Below are 15,947 nucleotides of genomic sequence, written 5' to 3'. Positions count from 1 at the left end.
CTAATTTTAAAACTTTCTAATGCTTAACGTATTACTTATGATGAAGAAGCTGCTGATTCTGATAGCACTGCTTATCCTTGTTTTTACCGGCAATTGGGTGTATGGCAATATTTTATCTAAAAAGATTGAAGACAGGATACTGCTACTATCAAAGAGTGTGAACGACAGGCTAGTGGTTAAGTTTGACCATGTTAAAGTCAACCCATTATTATCAAAACTTCAATTGAAGGGGCTGCAGGTAACCACTGTGGAAGGTCAGGAGCTGGCTCAAGGCGAAAAGGTGGTGCTGGATATGCCTTACAACGAAGCCATTCGTCTGCTGAACGGAAAGAAAGTAGATGAACTAAAGGCCCTAAAACTAAAGGTTGATAACCTGCGTGTTGGTATTGATGAGGCAGGTGGAGAGCTGTTGTTGGGGCATTTATTTATTGATTTTAACGGAGCTATCAATAAAGCAGATATACAAACCATTCAAACGGCCTTTCCATCGGTTAATCAACGTTTGCGGGTGCAGGCCAAAGATGTTACACTGGGGCAGACGCCCTGGTTGCATGCTTTGGGTTTTAACCCTGAACAAATTAAGGATGTTAATCAGTTTAATGAGCTGAGTATTGAATGTGAGTTACAGCCCCTGCAGTCGCAATTAAAGCTGGTTAAATTTAACCTGGATGCCGATTGGCTCGATTGCCAGTCCAGCGGTGTGCTAAACTACGTGGGCGAGGGGCTCACCAATGCCAAGGCTAAGAAAGCTGAGTCATCATTTAATTTAAAGCTGAAACAAAATGGTATGACCTGGGGCGATGCTACAACCAATGGAAAATTCTCGTTAGATAAACTATCAATCAAATCGGATGCTGTGGTTGATTATAGTGGCAGTACCCCTAGCGTTCAATCACAATCGAGTCATATTCTGCTCGAAAACTTAAGTGTAGAATACGCCGGGACTAAGCGAGCCCAGCTGGAGGCGCAAACAGCCCTGTTAGGCCTGAAGATGGATAAAATTACAGTGGGCAAACTGGCCATCAACTCTGTATTAGCTAATGATTGGCTAACCATTACCGATTCTGAGCTACAGTCATCCTTCATGGATATTGATCTCAATGCCAAAGTAAATGTCAGCTCTGAGGCTCCAGGTGCATCGCAGATCGAATCAGCGACACTGATCGTCAGCAACCTGGCCCCTGGAATTCAAAATGGCTTATCTACCTTTGAATTAATGACCATGCAATCATTACCACGTAATGGTGATGCTATTATATTGGAGATGACCGGTCCTGTGTCGCGTCCGGTAATAAAAGGCCTCAGGTACTAGTGCAAATGACTAATTTAAGCAAAACGGCATTGGTGCTTGAAGGTGGCGGCTTCAGGGGTATGTATACATCTGGTGTGCTGGATGCCTTGTTGGCCAGTCGAATAGAATTTCCGTATGTGATTGGTGTATCAGCTGGGGCTGCCTATGGCATTTCGTATGTGTCCAAACAATTTGGGCGTAATAAGGAGGTAAATCTGAAATATACGGCCGATCCTCGCTATATGAGTTGGGGTAATCTACTCAAAAAAGGCAACCTGTTTGATTGGGATTTTGTGTATGGTGAGGTGCCAAACAGATTGGTGCCTTTTGATTATACTACTTTTTTTAATACATCTACCGAGTTTATGGTCGGTGTCACTAACGTATTAAGTGGCAAAGCAGAGTATTTGTCAACAAAAACCATGAACCGTCAGCAGTTGCTTGCTGCTATTACCGCTTCATCGAGCCTGCCTTTTGTATCGAAGATAGCCCGGCTTAATGAGCAATCGTATATGGATGGCGGATTGGCTGACTCCATTCCCATTGCACGAGCGCTTAAGGATGGTAATGAACGTGCCGTAGTGGTGCTCACCCGCGATAATGATTATCGTAAGCATCCGCCAAAAGGGCAGTGGTTGATGAGAATGGCTTACCGAAACTACCCGAATCTAGTGGAGGCTATCTTATCAAGAGCTGAGCGGTATAACCACACCCTCGATGAGCTGGACCGGCTTGAGAAGGAAGGCCGGGTGTTTATCATCCGACCACAGGAGCCAATGCCCGTGTCACGCATTGAAAATAATCCGCAAAAGCTGGATGTCCTTTATCAGGTAGGGTATGAATATATGCTTCAACAGTTTGATGCCCTGCAACAATGGCTTAATCATTAGACTTTAAGGGAGTTTCTCATTATCTTTTTACTCAAACTTTAATTAATAAGCTATGAGTAAGAAGGTAACAGGAGTAGGGGGTATTTTTTTCAAGTGTAAAAGTCCGGCAGATATGCGGGCATGGTATAGCCAAAATCTGGGTTTAGCCACCAACGAATATGGTGCACTGTTTGAGTTCAGAGAGGCGGATAAGCCTGAAAAGAAAGCCTATCTGCAATGGAGTCCCATGGAGGAAGATACTAAGTACTTTGAGCCTTCGGCAAAGCCTTTTATGGTCAATTTCAGAGTGGAGAATATTGAAGCATTGGTGGAAGAACTAAGGCAAGCCGGTGTGACAATTTGCGATGAGATTGAGACCTACGACTACGGCAAGTTTGTGCATATCCTCGATCCGGAGAATAATAAAATTGAATTGTGGGAGCCGGTTGATGAGGTGTTTACACAAATGAATGAAGAGGAAACATCGTAATGGGTTTTGAGTTGCCTGAGCTGAGTTTAGAGTTGAAAGTAGAGGAGTTGAGAAATTATTGAATCCTACTGTGCAGAATACTAGAGGAATTTTCCGGTTGTATTGCTTTCGTAATAAACAATCAACTTTTAAACTTTTCAACACGGTCACAATTAAGCAACTCCACAAAAGAATTACATTGGCTCAGTACCTAATGGCCCGCGAGTGAGCTCAATAATGGTAATCTCTGGTGGCATTCCAACACGGGCAGGCATTCCCAGGTAGCCCAATCCGCGATTGACATAGAGGTATTGGTTGCCCTCGTTATATAAACCGGCCCATCGACGGAATTTGTATTTGGCCGGGCTCCACTGAAAATTCTTAAACTCAATGCCGAATTGCATGCCGTGCGTGTGGCCGGCCAGCGTCAGGTCGTAATCGTAGTCTTTTTTTACTTCGGCATCCCAATGGTCCGGGTCGTGCGAAAGTAGCAGCTTAAACGGAATATCCTCTACACCCTTCGAGGCTTTCTTTAAATCGCCATACTGTGGAAACGGCGGGTGACCCCAGTTTTCAACACCGGTTATCACTATCTTGTCCCCATTACTTTCAAGTACCTGCGACTGATTATTGAGCAGGTTAAAGCCCAGGCGCATATGCGCTCCTTTGATATTATTCAGGTTATCTGTTTTATCCTGTTGAGATGGCCACTTAGAGTAATCGCCATAATCGTGGTTGCCAAGTATGGAGAACTTGCCCATGCGGGCTTGTAGCTTTGAGAATACCTTCTCCCAACCAATGGTTTCTTCGTAAAAGTTATTCACCAGGTCGCCTGTGAAACATACTAAATCGGGATGCTCATCATTGATTAAGCGCACGGCTTCCTCCATCTCTTTGTAGTTGGCATTCAAACTGCCCAGATGCAGGTCCGATATCTGAACAATCTTTAATCCATCAAATGCTTCAGGCAGGTTGGGGAATGACAATTTTGTATAGCGTTTGCTAAAAGCGAAGCGTCCTTTCATGACTCCAAACATAAGAGATATGAAAGGTGCAGAAGCCATAAAAATACCCACCTGGCTTAAGAATTTCTTACGTGATATAGTGGGATAACGCCCGTCGTTCATCTTCTTGATCTTACCATCGCTGGAGAATTTACTTTTTACCCTGATGGCGCTATGTGTGATTTGATAGCCAAGATAATAAAAGAGTTTCGGTAAATAGATGGATAGATAAGCCACCAGCAACCACTGAAAGGTGACATATATTTGCGGACTTTCAACTGTTTTAATGGTTGCGAAAATGCCCGAAAATGACATGATGAAGAAAGTGGGTACGCTGTAAAACCAGAAAGTGCCTAATGGAAATGCAAAATGACCAATCTGTTTCTCGTCATCATTGTGTACTAAACGATGAAGTAAAAAGTCTATTAGAACAGTAAAAATGATAAACCCCACATACGCTTCCAAACTGTATCTCATCTGTCAACTATTCGTTACTATTCAGATTAATTCTCCTGGTCCCGGTGTTTTGTTACGCAAGAATATATTAAAGGTTTGATATATCAACTGTTTATAAACAAATTTTAAGTTTTTTTATAGGCTTTGAGAGCTTGTAAATGGCTCTGCAGTAGGTGACTGTGTGTTGTTATTTTCATCTGTTAGCTTGCTTACCTACCACTAAGCCCGACAAGCCCATGGATAGTAAAAATTCGTGATGGTTATTACTTGTATCGGGTAGGTGCGCATAACGGTAACCTACGGTGATGGGGAATACAAACCGGAAGGGGTGCAACTCACCTCGTATCTCGGTTCCGAACGAACTGACTGATGCCGTCTGTGTTATCCATTGAGCGGTTTCAGCCATTTGCAAGCGTTGCGTAGCATGGGCATAATCATAGAACAGGTTGGCGGTGATCCGCTTCAGGTATAGTACCCCCGGTATGTTTAAATCGGGATTGAGTACCGGCATCATATAATCGCCCTTGAAAGAGTATAGTTCATCGTTGTAGAAGCGGTCAATGCCACGCGGGAAGTTCAGATAGTCGCTATACATCCGGTAGCTATTGTAATTGCCCATTTGCCCATTGGCATCACCCTTCGTTTTTTGTTGCCAGCCATTGTCGATTCGGATGGCATGGTGACGCCCGATACCCGGAAAATATAAGCGGGTATGCAAGCCTAGAATGCTTCCGTAGTTCCAACCATCCATTGGTGTGTGCCTATAATTTAACTCAATGACTTGCCCCCAGCGGGTAGCCACATCACGTTGGGTTGTGCGTAGCAGGTTATAGGCAAACAGGCTGTAATCAACCGATTTAATGTCAATGCCCTGGTAGTTGCGTTGCTCAGTGTAATCCACCACATATTTGCCGTCTTCCACAACGGGTTCGCCATTATCATCCAATTCCAGGTAGTAACGTGTGTAATCAAAATCAGCCGAATGTTGGTACGACATTCCAAGGGATGGTTCTACACGTCTTAGGTATTTACCTCTTGTGAAGTTAAGCGGCAGCTTCATCTCCAAATCGATTAGGGCATGATTAGGCTTGGCATCAAAGCTATTGATGTAGTATTCAACATCATTCAGGTACATGCCCTCAACGGCTTCATTACCCAGTCGGATATCTAGCTCAAAAACCGGCCACCAGGCCTGATAAGACAGGTTAAACCTGAACTTCTCACGCGAAAACTGTTTATCGGCATTGTAGCCAAAGGAGGTAAAGGTGGTGCCCAACAGGTTTTGCGACAGAATACTGGCACCTGTTGATAGTTCGGCATCATTCACATTCATATATAAAGGTGCCCAGCTGTGGAAATTAAACAGGTTCCATTTAGAGTATTTCTTAGATTGATAATGGCTGGTCTTAAGCGAATCGAGCTGTGGCAAACCCTTTTCATCCTGCTGGAGCTTCTTGATATAGGGTTCAACCGGTAGTTGTTGAGCTGTTTCGCTGCTTGGCTGCAGTTGCTTGAGTGGTGCCGAAGCAATGAGGTAACCATCCGATGTATAGTCCTGGAAGTAGATGGTATTATCACTATCAATAGTTGCGTAAGCAGCACCAAATCTCGACTCAGTTAGTTTTTCGAGGTTTTCACCATTGATACCAATACGATAGATGTTTTCGATGCCATTATATGAACCACTGAAATAGATGTGCTGGCCTTTCCATTTCGGGAATCGTATTTCAGTATAAGCGGGCTGAGTGATGTCAGTCCATTGCTCATCATCAAGCGATAGCGTCACTAACTTTTTACCTTTACTATTGAGTATAACCATCACCAGTTGGTTGCCGCTCTCATTCCAGGCTGGTGTTAATGGGTAGGCATCATCAGGGTTTTTTATCTCTCTAATAAGATTGCCAGTCTTTGTATCTAGCAGATGAAGGCTGTATTCATTGCTATACGAAGTATGAACCACGGCAATGGTACTGCCATCGGGCGACAGGGTTGGTGCCTTGTAGCGCGATTGAGAGGTGATTTTGGTTTGTTTGTTGGTGCTTAAATCCAGGGTGCGAATGACGGTAAAATACTGATTATTCCACCTTGGATGCTGCTCCAGCTCGGTCCAGGCAATTAGGTTATTGGCATAAGAGAATGGCTCCCTTTCTCGACTGCCTGTTATCAGTAGTTTCTCCTCTTCGCCTGTTTCGATATTAATTCTGGCAAAATGATTTAACTCGCCGGGTCCATTGATTTCGGCCAGCAGGTGCATACTGTCAATGGGAGTGGGGTAGCGGTAGTTTTTGTAGCGCGTATCCCTTTTGCTAATATAACGAACAGGTGAGTAGTTAAGGCTATCAAACTGCCATTGCCACCTATTCTGCCAATCACTAAACACCTCATTGTAAAGCGGAACTTTGTTTTTGCCGGTCACTGATTTTATCCCCCGGTTAAAAGGCGTTACCGACCAGCTTTTACGTCCTGCTTCATCCAAAGCCCGTTCCCACACGTCGGCGCCGTACTTATGGCGTGCACCGGCAGTTAGCAGGTAGCCCATGTTGTAATGATTGGGCACATAGTTTTTATAGGAACCAAAATAAGCTTTATCGTAATGATAAATCTCTTTTTCAAGCAACTGCGCCCGTAACTCCTGTTCGAATGAAGGACGACGTCCACGGCCCGACTCAGATAAGGTAGTTTCAGTAAGTGTAGCATCTCCTTCTAAAAACCATAGGGGAGCATATAAGCCAAGCACTGCACCAATGGCTTGCTGGCCAAAGGGAATTGTCAAAACCTTGGTAAAGCCTTTGTTCAGCTTATCGATTTGTACTACGTGCCTGAATTCATGAATAGCCAGTTGAGTCAACCAGTCCTGAGCAATCATATCCTGGTGAGGGGTTGAGTAAATTTCGATGCGTTTGGGGGCCCAGGATACGAAGCCATTGGAGTAGGCCGAACGCGAGTGAATCAGCACATCAATTGGTTTGGGTGTATGATCTAAAGTATAACCACCGTAGGTATATAGCGAGTCCATGATGGCAATAAAGCGCTTGGCTTCCTGCTCAAACTCCTCTGGGTAAACAACTCTGAATGATTCGGAGCGCAGCTGTCGCCATTTGACATTGGCAGGGTCAGCCCCCGAGCTATAATACTGGGCTTTGAGATGAGTGGCAAAAAGTAAGAGTATAAGGAGTGAAAATATATGACGCATGTTAGATTCTTTGTGTATAAAAGTAAGAAGAAAATCTGTAGGGCTTTTCTATATTGAATATCATTCTTTAATTAACGACAATTTTATCTATTTAGAATGAAGATAAATTGCTTTAATTAATCCTATCTGTCTTTACTTCATTGCATTGATGTCGTAATTTGCTTGTACCTAAACTAAAAGGAGGTTTACCATGTCACAAGTCAGTTTCACATTCACCGCTATGTTAGACGAAAATGAATTCATTCGCATCGATGATCATTTGTACACTACGCGTAGTTCTTTACAACGGGAAGAACCTAAAATTCACATGATTGACACTTGCTGTCTGAAGATTATGAAAGAGTTTGAAGGGCAGCTCAATCAGCTAATGGTTGAGGAGTGGCTGTTATTAACAAAAGCATTGGATCAATCCTGTAGCTTTGAAAGCCAGTGGGATGACAAGAAGATTTTACAAGAACTAATTGCAGGTGCCGAGCATCCGGTTTCGTGGTATGCAAAGCACTGCAGACTTAGTTGAGGTTAACTTTTCATGGACGGTTACAGCTGCAATAATTTGAGTTATTGCAGCTGTTTTTTTTGAGTTTAAAATCAAATAATCAACCAAGAATAACTCTGAAAAATACTATTTTCGTGAGCCGAAATAATCGAAACGAATAAATTTAAGGAAGATGATTGACTTTACACAAACAACCATTCAACACATTGTAGTGCATCATATTGGCTGCCGCGCTGAAGCCGAGGAGCTACGTTTTTCAAAAGGTGAGTTGCAGCTGCACGATGATGAGATGGTGATTGATGTACTAAAGCAATACTTCTTTAAACCTTTTAAGACAGAGGCTTATTTCAATTTTCATCACGACGATGGAGTAGAACAAAACCTGATGTTTGGCCTTGTGGATACCATTTTTAATAATCCTGCCTCGTTTTACGATAACTCAATTGCCATCGCCAATCATCTGTATGAGCAATCCAATCACCCAAAGATAAAAGGGGGTGAATTCTACATGGTTTTATTTAATAATTGTGTGGTGGATGGCGAGATAGTAGACGCGCTTGGTATTTTTAAATCTGAGAATAAAGATACCTTCTTAAAGGTGATGCTGCGCGATAATAACTTTGAGTTAGGTGCGCAAGAGGGAATTAATATTAAAAGACTGGATAAGGGCTGCCTGGTATTTAATACCGAAAAGAGTATGGGCTACAAAATTTGCTCAGTTGACAATATCAATAAAGGCAACGAGGCACATTTCTGGAAAGATGACTTCCTGGGTTTAAAGCCGCGTGAGGATAACTACTACTTCACCAATAATTACCTGCAAATGTGCAAAGGTTTTGTGGATGAGGTGTTTAATGAGGAAAACGAAGTGGAGCGTCCCGATCAGGTAGATTTACTCAACCGTTCGATGGATTATTTTAGTAAACATGCTGCTTTTGATGAGAAAGAGTTTGAAAAGGAAGTGATTCGTCAACCCGAAGTAGTGGATGCTTTTCAGGATTATAAAACCTTTTTTGAATCGGAAAAGAGCATGCCTCTGCAGGATAGTTTTGATATCTCCAAAGATGCCGTTAAGTCGGAGAAGAAGCATTTTAAATCGGTACTGAAACTCGATAAGAACTTCCATGTGTATGTGCACGGAAAGCGCCAGTACATGGAAAAAGGATTTGACTCTCAACGTGGGCTGAAGTTCTACAAGCTTTATTTTGAATACGAAGAATAATAATAAAATAAGCTATTAGCTGATGGCTGATAGCTTATTTCTTTTACAATTGAATTGCGTTCAAAAGAGTTGTATGTGATTTAATACCCATAAAAATCATCCACTGATGTTTTGGCCAGATCTATCAGAAACTGGCTAATCACCTGGCAAAGATCATTGAAAAAACGTTCGCCTTTTTCAGCGGTTGATTTAGACGGGTTACCCACACCTGTATCGTTACTCACTTTAGTCCATTCGCGCTCGGCCCATGCCCATTTCTGATTGAGCGCATTCACCTTAAACAGCTTGTTTTGGCCATTGCCGGCTTCGCTTAACGGGCGAACTAACTCAGGGTAGAGGTATTGCATCAAGCTAGTTTCAGTTTCGTCGGCATGGTCGCCGGCATGAGCAAAGTACTTGTCTGCATCCAGGGCCTGAAACCAATTGCAGGTTACCAGTTTCTTGCTTGGAAACTGCAGCCCCAGCTCGCGTATCATGGTCTTGAAATCATTGCCTCCATGTCCGTTAAAAATCAGTAGCTTATCACATTGCTTAAACACCGATGTGGCCACATCTTTCAATATGGCTTGTTGTGTTGAGGGAAGCATGTTAATGACATAAGGGATATCGGTCTGTCCTGTATTAACTCCAAATGGTATTTCGGGTAAGACGAGGACTTTGGCTCCTTGTTCGTTGGCCAGTTGTGCCGATTGGTTAATAATCACACCATTCTGATAGTTGTCTGTACCATATGGCAAATGAAAGTTATGCGCCTCGGTGGCACCCCAGGGCAGTATTGCCAAGTCAAAGCGGTGCTTCTTTATGTCCTGAAGATTAAGCTGCGATAGTTGCATATGTCTGGTTTTAAAAATTAAGAGCTACTTTTATTAAAAGCAGCTCTTAAGATAATCTATTGTTTGTTTTTTACATACTTTTCAAGCCATTGATCTTGCTCCCATAACATGTGTAATACCGATTCGCGGGCACGATAGCCATGGCTTTCGGATGGCAGCAGCACTAAACGAACGGTGGCTCCCAAGCCTTTAAGCGCATTAAAATAACGTTCACTTTGCATGGTGTAGGTGCCAGAGTTATTGTCTTCCACACCATGAATCAATAGGAGTGGATGCTTCATTTTGCTGGCATTCATAAATGGTGACATGGTGTTGTAAATATCTGGAGCCTCCCAATAGTTGCGTTCTTCACTCTGAAAACCAAAAGGCGTAAGCGTGCGGTTGTAGGCGCCGCTGCGTGCTATGCCTGCCGCAAACAGATCTGAATGAGTTAGCAGGTTGGCTGTCATAAAAGCGCCATACGAATGGCCACCCACAGCTACTCGCTCGCGGTCGATATAGCCTTGTTCATCCAGGTAATCGATGGCGGCTTTGGCATTGGCTACCAATTGCGGAATGAAGGTGTCATTAGGCTCTTCTTCACCTTCACCAACAATAGGGAAGGAGGCATCATCCAGCACGGCATAGCCTTTCATCACCCAAAATACTGGCGAACCATACCAGGGATAGATAAATTCATTGGCTGAGGTTGTAACCTGACCGGCACTTTGTTTGTCTTTATATTCAGTTGGGTAGGCCCACATGATGAGTGGCAGACGCTCTTTGTTGCTCATGTCATAACCAGCGGGTAGGTATAAGGTGCCCGAAAGTGGTAAACCATCTTCACGTGTATATTTTACTAACTCCTTGTGCACGCCTTCCAGGCTTTTAAACGGGTTCTCGAATTGCGTTACCGGGCGTGGTGCCTTACGCGATTTAATATTGCGGGCATAATAATTTGGGTAGTCTGTAGGCGATTGAACACGTGTTATGATTTCGCCTTTTCGAATATTAATAATCTTCGAGATGGTTTCCAGCTTGTCCTTGTTTTCAGCCTGGTACAAACGAGTGGTTTTTTTAGTGTTCAGGTTCATCATATCAATGAAAGGATTCTGACCTTCTTTCGAAAAGCCATCGCCTTCGAGGTAAACATTACCCTTATCCATCACCAATATTTCGCGGTTGTATTCATTACGCTCAGTAATAAAGTCACCTGGGTCATTATAGCGATCCTGATAGTTACGATCGTAAAGCACTGCTGGCTGCTTGCTGGCATCAGATGGATTAAACAGGTAAGTTTTTGTATTGCGTGTATTCCACCAGTAGTCGTAGGCCATGGCTACATTATCGCTTCCCCACGTGATACCGGCAAAGCGATTAATGGTTTTTAATAATGAAGTTGGTTCCTCGGTAAAAGGAGCCGGCCATTCAAATACCTCATCGCGGTATTCAGCCTCTACTTCCGGATCTCCTTTATCTAATACTTCCGTCCAAACCATGGTGGCAGGTTTGTCATTGCGCCAGGTGATGCTACGTTTACCAGTCCGTTCGGCCATAAAACCTTTGGGTAGTTCTTCAATGAGTGGTACCTTTTCAATGGTTTGGAGCTTTTTGCCATCCTTACTGGCTAAAACATAGTCGGTTGGAAACCGGCGATAAGGTACTATGTATGAAAAAGGTTGCTTAATGATAGATATAATGGCATAGTTGCCGTCCGGTGAGAAATTGATGCTGCGATAAATGGCCTTTGGGGCCCAGTCAGCCTGTTGGCCGTTGAGGCTCACTTTTTTAAGGTCCGATTCTGCCAGTTTGATAAAGTTCTCCTCATCCAGCTTATCTTTCAGTAGGTCCTGATAAGTACGGTTCTGAGCTTTTTGGCCTTCATTAACTGATACAACAGGACCTTGTGGAATGGCAGTTCCTTTATCAACCAGCTGACCTCTGTTGGCAGGTATTGTTTTTACAATCAGAGCACTGTTATCTTTCATCCAGATGAAAGGCATACCCAGGTTGCCGTTCAGGTTCGCTTCGGTGAGTTTATGTGCCGTGCTGGTGGCAATATCAATGTACCATAGCTCGGTACCATTGCTTACTGTGTTTGTAAATGCCATTTTGCTTTGATCAGGCGACCAGGAGAAATTAGCTAACCGGGCATTTTGAGGCATGCCTTTTACTTCCAAAATGCCTTCTTTCTTTTTCTGCAGCTTAACAGTGTTGGAAAACCTGGTGCGTGATGAAATGTTGGTCACAGGATTGGTGCGGATGCCTGCCAGTTTTATTTCCTGCTCCGATAATTCACCGATGCTTTTGTATTGATTGCGATAGAAAAGAACAATGACTGAGCCATCGTCGTTTATGGAAGTGCCGGGAGGTAGGGGTACATCCGCCAGTTGCAGAATTTCTTCAGAAGGTTCCTGGTAAGTCAGGTCGATTTGTGCGCTTACTGTCAGGCCACACAGCAGTATGCCGGTTAAAAGTAACAATAGGTGTTTCATTTGCATTTAGTTTTTGTTTAGACCCCATTAGTGGGTGTAGATTTAATTTAGTTGTTTTAAAAAGTAGAAAAGTTAATGTTTAATATTTTACTGTACAACTCAAGTAATTGAAAAGCGCTTAAATTGCCATTTGATGGAATAGAATCATCTGAAAAATGTACTTTCGCAGCTATAAACCTCTAAGATGGATTCAAAATTACTGCTGCTGTTAACTACCATGCGCATGCCATATGGTAAATATAAAGGTTGGATATTATGCGATTTACCCGAACCGTACCTGGTTTGGTACCATAGCAAGGGCTTTCCCGAAGGAAAGCTGGGCATGTTGTTGCACACCCTCTATGAGATTAAGCTTAACGGATTGGAATACCTGCTAAAGCCCTTAAGGAAATAAAAAAGCCTTGATTAGCAATCTAACCAAGGCTTCTCTCCGATTAGTCAGGCCTATTGTCCGAACTTATAACTTATACCAAAACCAAAGAGTTGTTTGAACTGCACGCGCGGTCCCTCTTCTTCTTTGGCAGCATTTACATACTTAATATCATCATCGTAGATGAGGTTGAAGGTAGCTACAGCACTTAAAAATGAATTAACCTTCATGTTAAAAGCCAGCTCCCAGTCTACGTCAATGTTTTGTGGTCGTTTCAGATTGGAGAATAAATCCAAACGGGTGCTCACATCCACGTTTTTCACAATGTTGGCTTTTTTGGCCAGCAATTTAGCTGATGCACCAAATTCACTGCGCAAATTTTCACCTTCCTTCACACCAAAAGCACCGGCGTTGGATAACGAGTCGTCCAGTACAACCGTCATCTTACTGGTTAGTGGCGATAGGTACACCGAGAAATTATCATTGGGCTTGTAATCCATACCCAGCGATAAGTTGAGGTAAGCAGGAGCCATAAATTCCGATAGTTTGGTGGTATTCTCCGGCGGATCGCTGTAACCCACATCAAATTGCGTTTTGAAATCCATTAAAGCCGTGTAATACCACTTACTGCCATCGGCCTGGTAGCCCAGTTTAGATGTCAGGTAGAGTTTATCCTCTGTTTTAACCATGTTATCGGTACCTTGCTTGGTTAAACCGTAGCCCATGTCAATGGTATTATCCCACTTGATTTTGTTTTTGCTGTAATTAAAATACGAGTTGAGTAAAAAAGTACCTGCAACCGAGTTTTTACCACCGGCTGCCCAGTTGGTTAACGAAACCTGGTTGAAGGTAAATGAGGGTGTGCCACCTATTTTCCAGTGTTTGATGGTGTCGTTTTCAGCGGTTTGACCAACGGCCGTTAGCGCCATAAATAACAGGCTAATGCCTAATGCTTTCTTCATAAATTGATTAATAAGTAGAAAGCTCTGCCGGTTAACAGAGCTTTGTATGGGTTAATAATTATTTTTCGTTGAACAAGTGCACATCTCTTTGCGGGAATGGGATGCTGATGCCTTGTTTGTCAAACTCTTTCTTTACAAATTCCATCATGTAGAAATAGACTGTCCAGTAGTCGCTTGTTTTGGACCAAACGCGTGTCACCAGATTAATAGAGCTATCACCATGTTCCAGCACACCAACAAATATGGCAGGATCTTTCATTATCAACTCTTGTTTGCTGGCTACCTCAATAATGATATTGCGAGCTTTATCAATGTCATCATCATAGCCAATGCCAAATACAAAATCCACACGGCGGGTTTCTTCTTTAGAATAGTTAGTCATGGCCCCGGTTGATAAGCCTCCGTTTGGTATGATCACCACTTTGTTGTCAGGTGTTGTAAGGATGGTGTTGAATATCTGTATTTCCTTAACAAGTCCAGTATGGCCTTGTGCCTCAATAAAGTCGCCCACTTTAAAAGGCTTAAGAATAAGGAGGATGACGCCTCCGGCAAAATTTTGCAAGGTGCCCGATAGTGCCATACCTACTGCCAAACCTGCTGCACCCAATATGGCTATAAATGAGGTCATTTGAATACCCAGGTAGCTAATGACGCTGATGAACAGCAGTACCTTTAAGGTCACTGATGTAAGGCTAATGATAAATGGAACAAGTGTTTCATCTACACCCCTGGCGGCCAGTAGCTTTTTAAAACCTTTGACAATTTTATTGATGATCCAAAGGCCGATGACGGCAATCAGAATAGCGGCCAGAAGCCTGATACCATTGGCTATTACCCAGTCATAAATGGGTTTCCAGTCAAATCCATTAATCCCTAATTCTTCCATAATCTATAAGTTAAGTTTACTATTAAAGTCGCTGGTTAAACATTTTAGCTCTGCTAATGTTCTGCCAAAGTTAGAAAATGTTAGCGTTTCGAAATGTATTTTTACATTCATAATGTTTATTTTCGCGCCACTAAGCAAAACAAGCCATGAGTGATAATAAAGCATTAAATCAAATAGTTATACCGCAACATATTAAAGGGTTGATTTTTGATATGGACGGTACCCTCTTAAACAGTACACCAATTCATTATAAAGCGTGGTTGGCGGCTTGTCAGCCATTTGGGGTTGATTTTGAATATGAGTACTTTATTGGATTGACAGGGCGACCGGTGGTGGAATTAGGCAAAGATTTGATTGACACCTTTGGCATGGACATTGCCCCCGAGGAGTTGGTGCAAAATAAAGAGAACCTGGTTGAACAGAATTTACACAATGTGGAAATTGTTGAAGCGGTATATGATGTGGTCAAACGATATGAAGGCTTACTTCCCATGGCTGTTGGTACCGGTGCCAGCCGCGAGCGAGCCATGCGTTTACTGAGCAATAGTGGAATTATTAATCACTTTGAAGCAGTTATAACATCAGATGATGTGGATAATTACAAGCCACATCCTGATACTTTTTTAAAAGCTGCCGAAGCCATTAAAGTTAACCCTGCTGAGTGTATGGTATTTGAAGATGGTCATTTAGGCATGGATGCGGCTGTGGCAGCAGGTATGCATGTAATTGATGTTAAACCTTATTATCGTTAATGGCCATGGTACAGTCATTCGATTTATTGCTTTTGTTCGACTACATTGGCACGATGGTGTTTGCCATTAGTGGAACGCTTACAGCTGCTCAAAAGCGCCTGGATATTTTTGGAGCTATATTTATTGGTTTTGTAACCGCCATCGGTGGAGGTACAGTCAGGGATATAATGTTGGGGAATTTGCCTGTTTCATGGATTCAATCCAATAATTATTTCTTTGTCATACTGGCCGGTATATTAATCACCATCCTGTTTAAAAAGCATGTAATCAGGCTACGTAATACCTTGTTTCTGTTTGATACCATCGGTATTGGTGTATTCACGGTATTAGGCCTCGAGAAAGCTTTGGCATTTGGTATTTCGGCACCTATTGCTGTTATAATGGGGCTTTCATCGGCTGTGGTGGGAGGTATTATCCGCGATACTTTAACCAATGAAGTACCCCTCATCTTTCACAAGGAAATATATGCCACAGCCTGTATTACAGGTGCCATTATTTTCCTGATAATCTACTATTTGCATGTGCCTGAAGTGATTTGTGAGAGTGTAACTGTATTAAGCATTATTGGGATACGATTGTGGGCGGTTAAATACAATATTACCATGCCGCATATCTCGTTAAGCGAAAAGGAGTAACAATCGCCTATTTGTTAAGTCGTTGATGTGTTTTT

The 15,947-nt window shown here is 42.8% G+C and carries 14 protein-coding genes; 8 read left to right on the top strand and 6 right to left on the bottom strand.

Features of this window, described 5'->3' with window-relative positions:
- Positions 1-37 precede the first annotated feature (37 nt).
- From KEM09_RS13095 to KEM09_RS13085, 3 genes are read left to right on the top strand one after another with little or no spacing between them, the layout of a single operon-like run.
- Complete coding sequence (locus KEM09_RS13095) at positions 38-1,312, top strand: hypothetical protein (protein ID WP_212228947.1); 1,275 nt, start codon at positions 38-40, stop codon at positions 1,310-1,312.
- 5 nt (positions 1,313-1,317) lie between these two features.
- A complete protein-coding gene (locus KEM09_RS13090; RefSeq protein ID WP_212228945.1) occupies positions 1,318-2,181 on the top strand; it encodes a patatin-like phospholipase family protein in 864 nt (287 codons plus the stop codon).
- A 52-nt stretch (positions 2,182-2,233) separates the two neighbouring features.
- Positions 2,234-2,650, top strand: a complete 417-nt coding sequence (locus KEM09_RS13085) for a VOC family protein (protein WP_212228943.1) — start codon at positions 2,234-2,236, stop codon at positions 2,648-2,650.
- Positions 2,651-2,823: 173 nt separating this feature from the next.
- On the opposite strand, the gene KEM09_RS13080 is transcribed toward KEM09_RS13085, so the two are convergent.
- Positions 2,824-4,110, bottom strand: a complete 1,287-nt coding sequence (locus KEM09_RS13080) for a metallophosphoesterase (protein WP_244824991.1) — start codon at positions 4,108-4,110, stop codon at positions 2,824-2,826.
- A 172-nt stretch (positions 4,111-4,282) separates the two neighbouring features.
- The gene (locus tag KEM09_RS13075) at positions 4,283-7,282 is read right to left on the bottom strand and encodes a TolB family protein (RefSeq protein WP_212228941.1); all 3,000 of its coding nucleotides are present in this window, start codon (positions 7,280-7,282) and stop codon (positions 4,283-4,285) included.
- 190 nt (positions 7,283-7,472) lie between these two features.
- On the opposite strand from KEM09_RS13075, the gene KEM09_RS13070 reads away from it, so the two are divergent.
- Positions 7,473-7,799: a hypothetical protein gene (locus KEM09_RS13070; protein WP_212228939.1), complete on the top strand. Its 327-nt coding sequence runs from the start codon at positions 7,473-7,475 to the stop codon at positions 7,797-7,799.
- Between the two features lie 151 nt (positions 7,800-7,950).
- Positions 7,951-9,000, top strand: coding sequence for a nucleoid-associated protein (locus KEM09_RS13065; protein ID WP_212228937.1), 1,050 nt, complete (start codon positions 7,951-7,953; stop codon positions 8,998-9,000).
- Between the two features lie 80 nt (positions 9,001-9,080).
- Here the strand turns inward: KEM09_RS13065 and KEM09_RS13060 are convergent, their stop codons facing one another.
- Both KEM09_RS13060 and KEM09_RS13055 read right to left on the bottom strand, forming a co-directional pair.
- Positions 9,081-9,833 (bottom strand): creatininase family protein, encoded by a 753-nt coding sequence (locus KEM09_RS13060; RefSeq protein ID WP_212228936.1) that lies wholly within the window; start codon positions 9,831-9,833, stop codon positions 9,081-9,083.
- 56 nt (positions 9,834-9,889) lie between these two features.
- Positions 9,890-12,307: a S9 family peptidase gene (locus tag KEM09_RS13055; protein WP_212228934.1), complete on the bottom strand. Its 2,418-nt coding sequence runs from the start codon at positions 12,305-12,307 to the stop codon at positions 9,890-9,892.
- Positions 12,308-12,491: 184 nt separating this feature from the next.
- On the opposite strand from KEM09_RS13055, the gene KEM09_RS13050 reads away from it, so the two are divergent.
- Positions 12,492-12,701 carry a DUF3820 family protein gene (locus KEM09_RS13050; RefSeq protein WP_212189363.1) on the top strand — a complete coding sequence of 70 codons (210 nt, stop codon included), beginning with the start codon at positions 12,492-12,494 and terminating at the stop codon, positions 12,699-12,701.
- A gap of 50 nt (positions 12,702-12,751) precedes the next feature.
- Here KEM09_RS13050 and KEM09_RS13045 read toward each other — a convergent pair whose 3' ends face one another.
- Together KEM09_RS13045 and KEM09_RS13040 are read right to left on the bottom strand one after the other, a co-directional pair.
- Complete coding sequence (locus KEM09_RS13045; protein WP_212228932.1) at positions 12,752-13,639, bottom strand: DUF3078 domain-containing protein; 888 nt, start codon at positions 13,637-13,639, stop codon at positions 12,752-12,754.
- 58 nt (positions 13,640-13,697) lie between these two features.
- A complete protein-coding gene (locus KEM09_RS13040) occupies positions 13,698-14,525 on the bottom strand; it encodes a mechanosensitive ion channel family protein (RefSeq protein WP_212228930.1) in 828 nt (275 codons plus the stop codon).
- Positions 14,526-14,671: 146 nt separating this feature from the next.
- Here KEM09_RS13040 and KEM09_RS13035 point away from each other — a divergent pair, with 146 nt between their 5' ends.
- Positions 14,672-15,277: an HAD family hydrolase gene (locus tag KEM09_RS13035; RefSeq protein ID WP_212228928.1), complete on the top strand. Its 606-nt coding sequence runs from the start codon at positions 14,672-14,674 to the stop codon at positions 15,275-15,277.
- Between the two features lie 5 nt (positions 15,278-15,282).
- Positions 15,283-15,912 carry a trimeric intracellular cation channel family protein gene (locus KEM09_RS13030; RefSeq protein ID WP_212228926.1) on the top strand — a complete coding sequence of 210 codons (630 nt, stop codon included), beginning with the start codon at positions 15,283-15,285 and terminating at the stop codon, positions 15,910-15,912.
- The last annotated feature ends 35 nt before the right edge of the window (positions 15,913-15,947 follow it).

The organism is Carboxylicivirga mesophila (genome assembly GCF_018271975.1).
Taxonomy (GTDB): domain Bacteria; phylum Bacteroidota; class Bacteroidia; order Bacteroidales; family Marinilabiliaceae; genus Carboxylicivirga; species Carboxylicivirga mesophila.
This window is presented reverse-complemented; position numbering and strand designations above follow the sequence as displayed.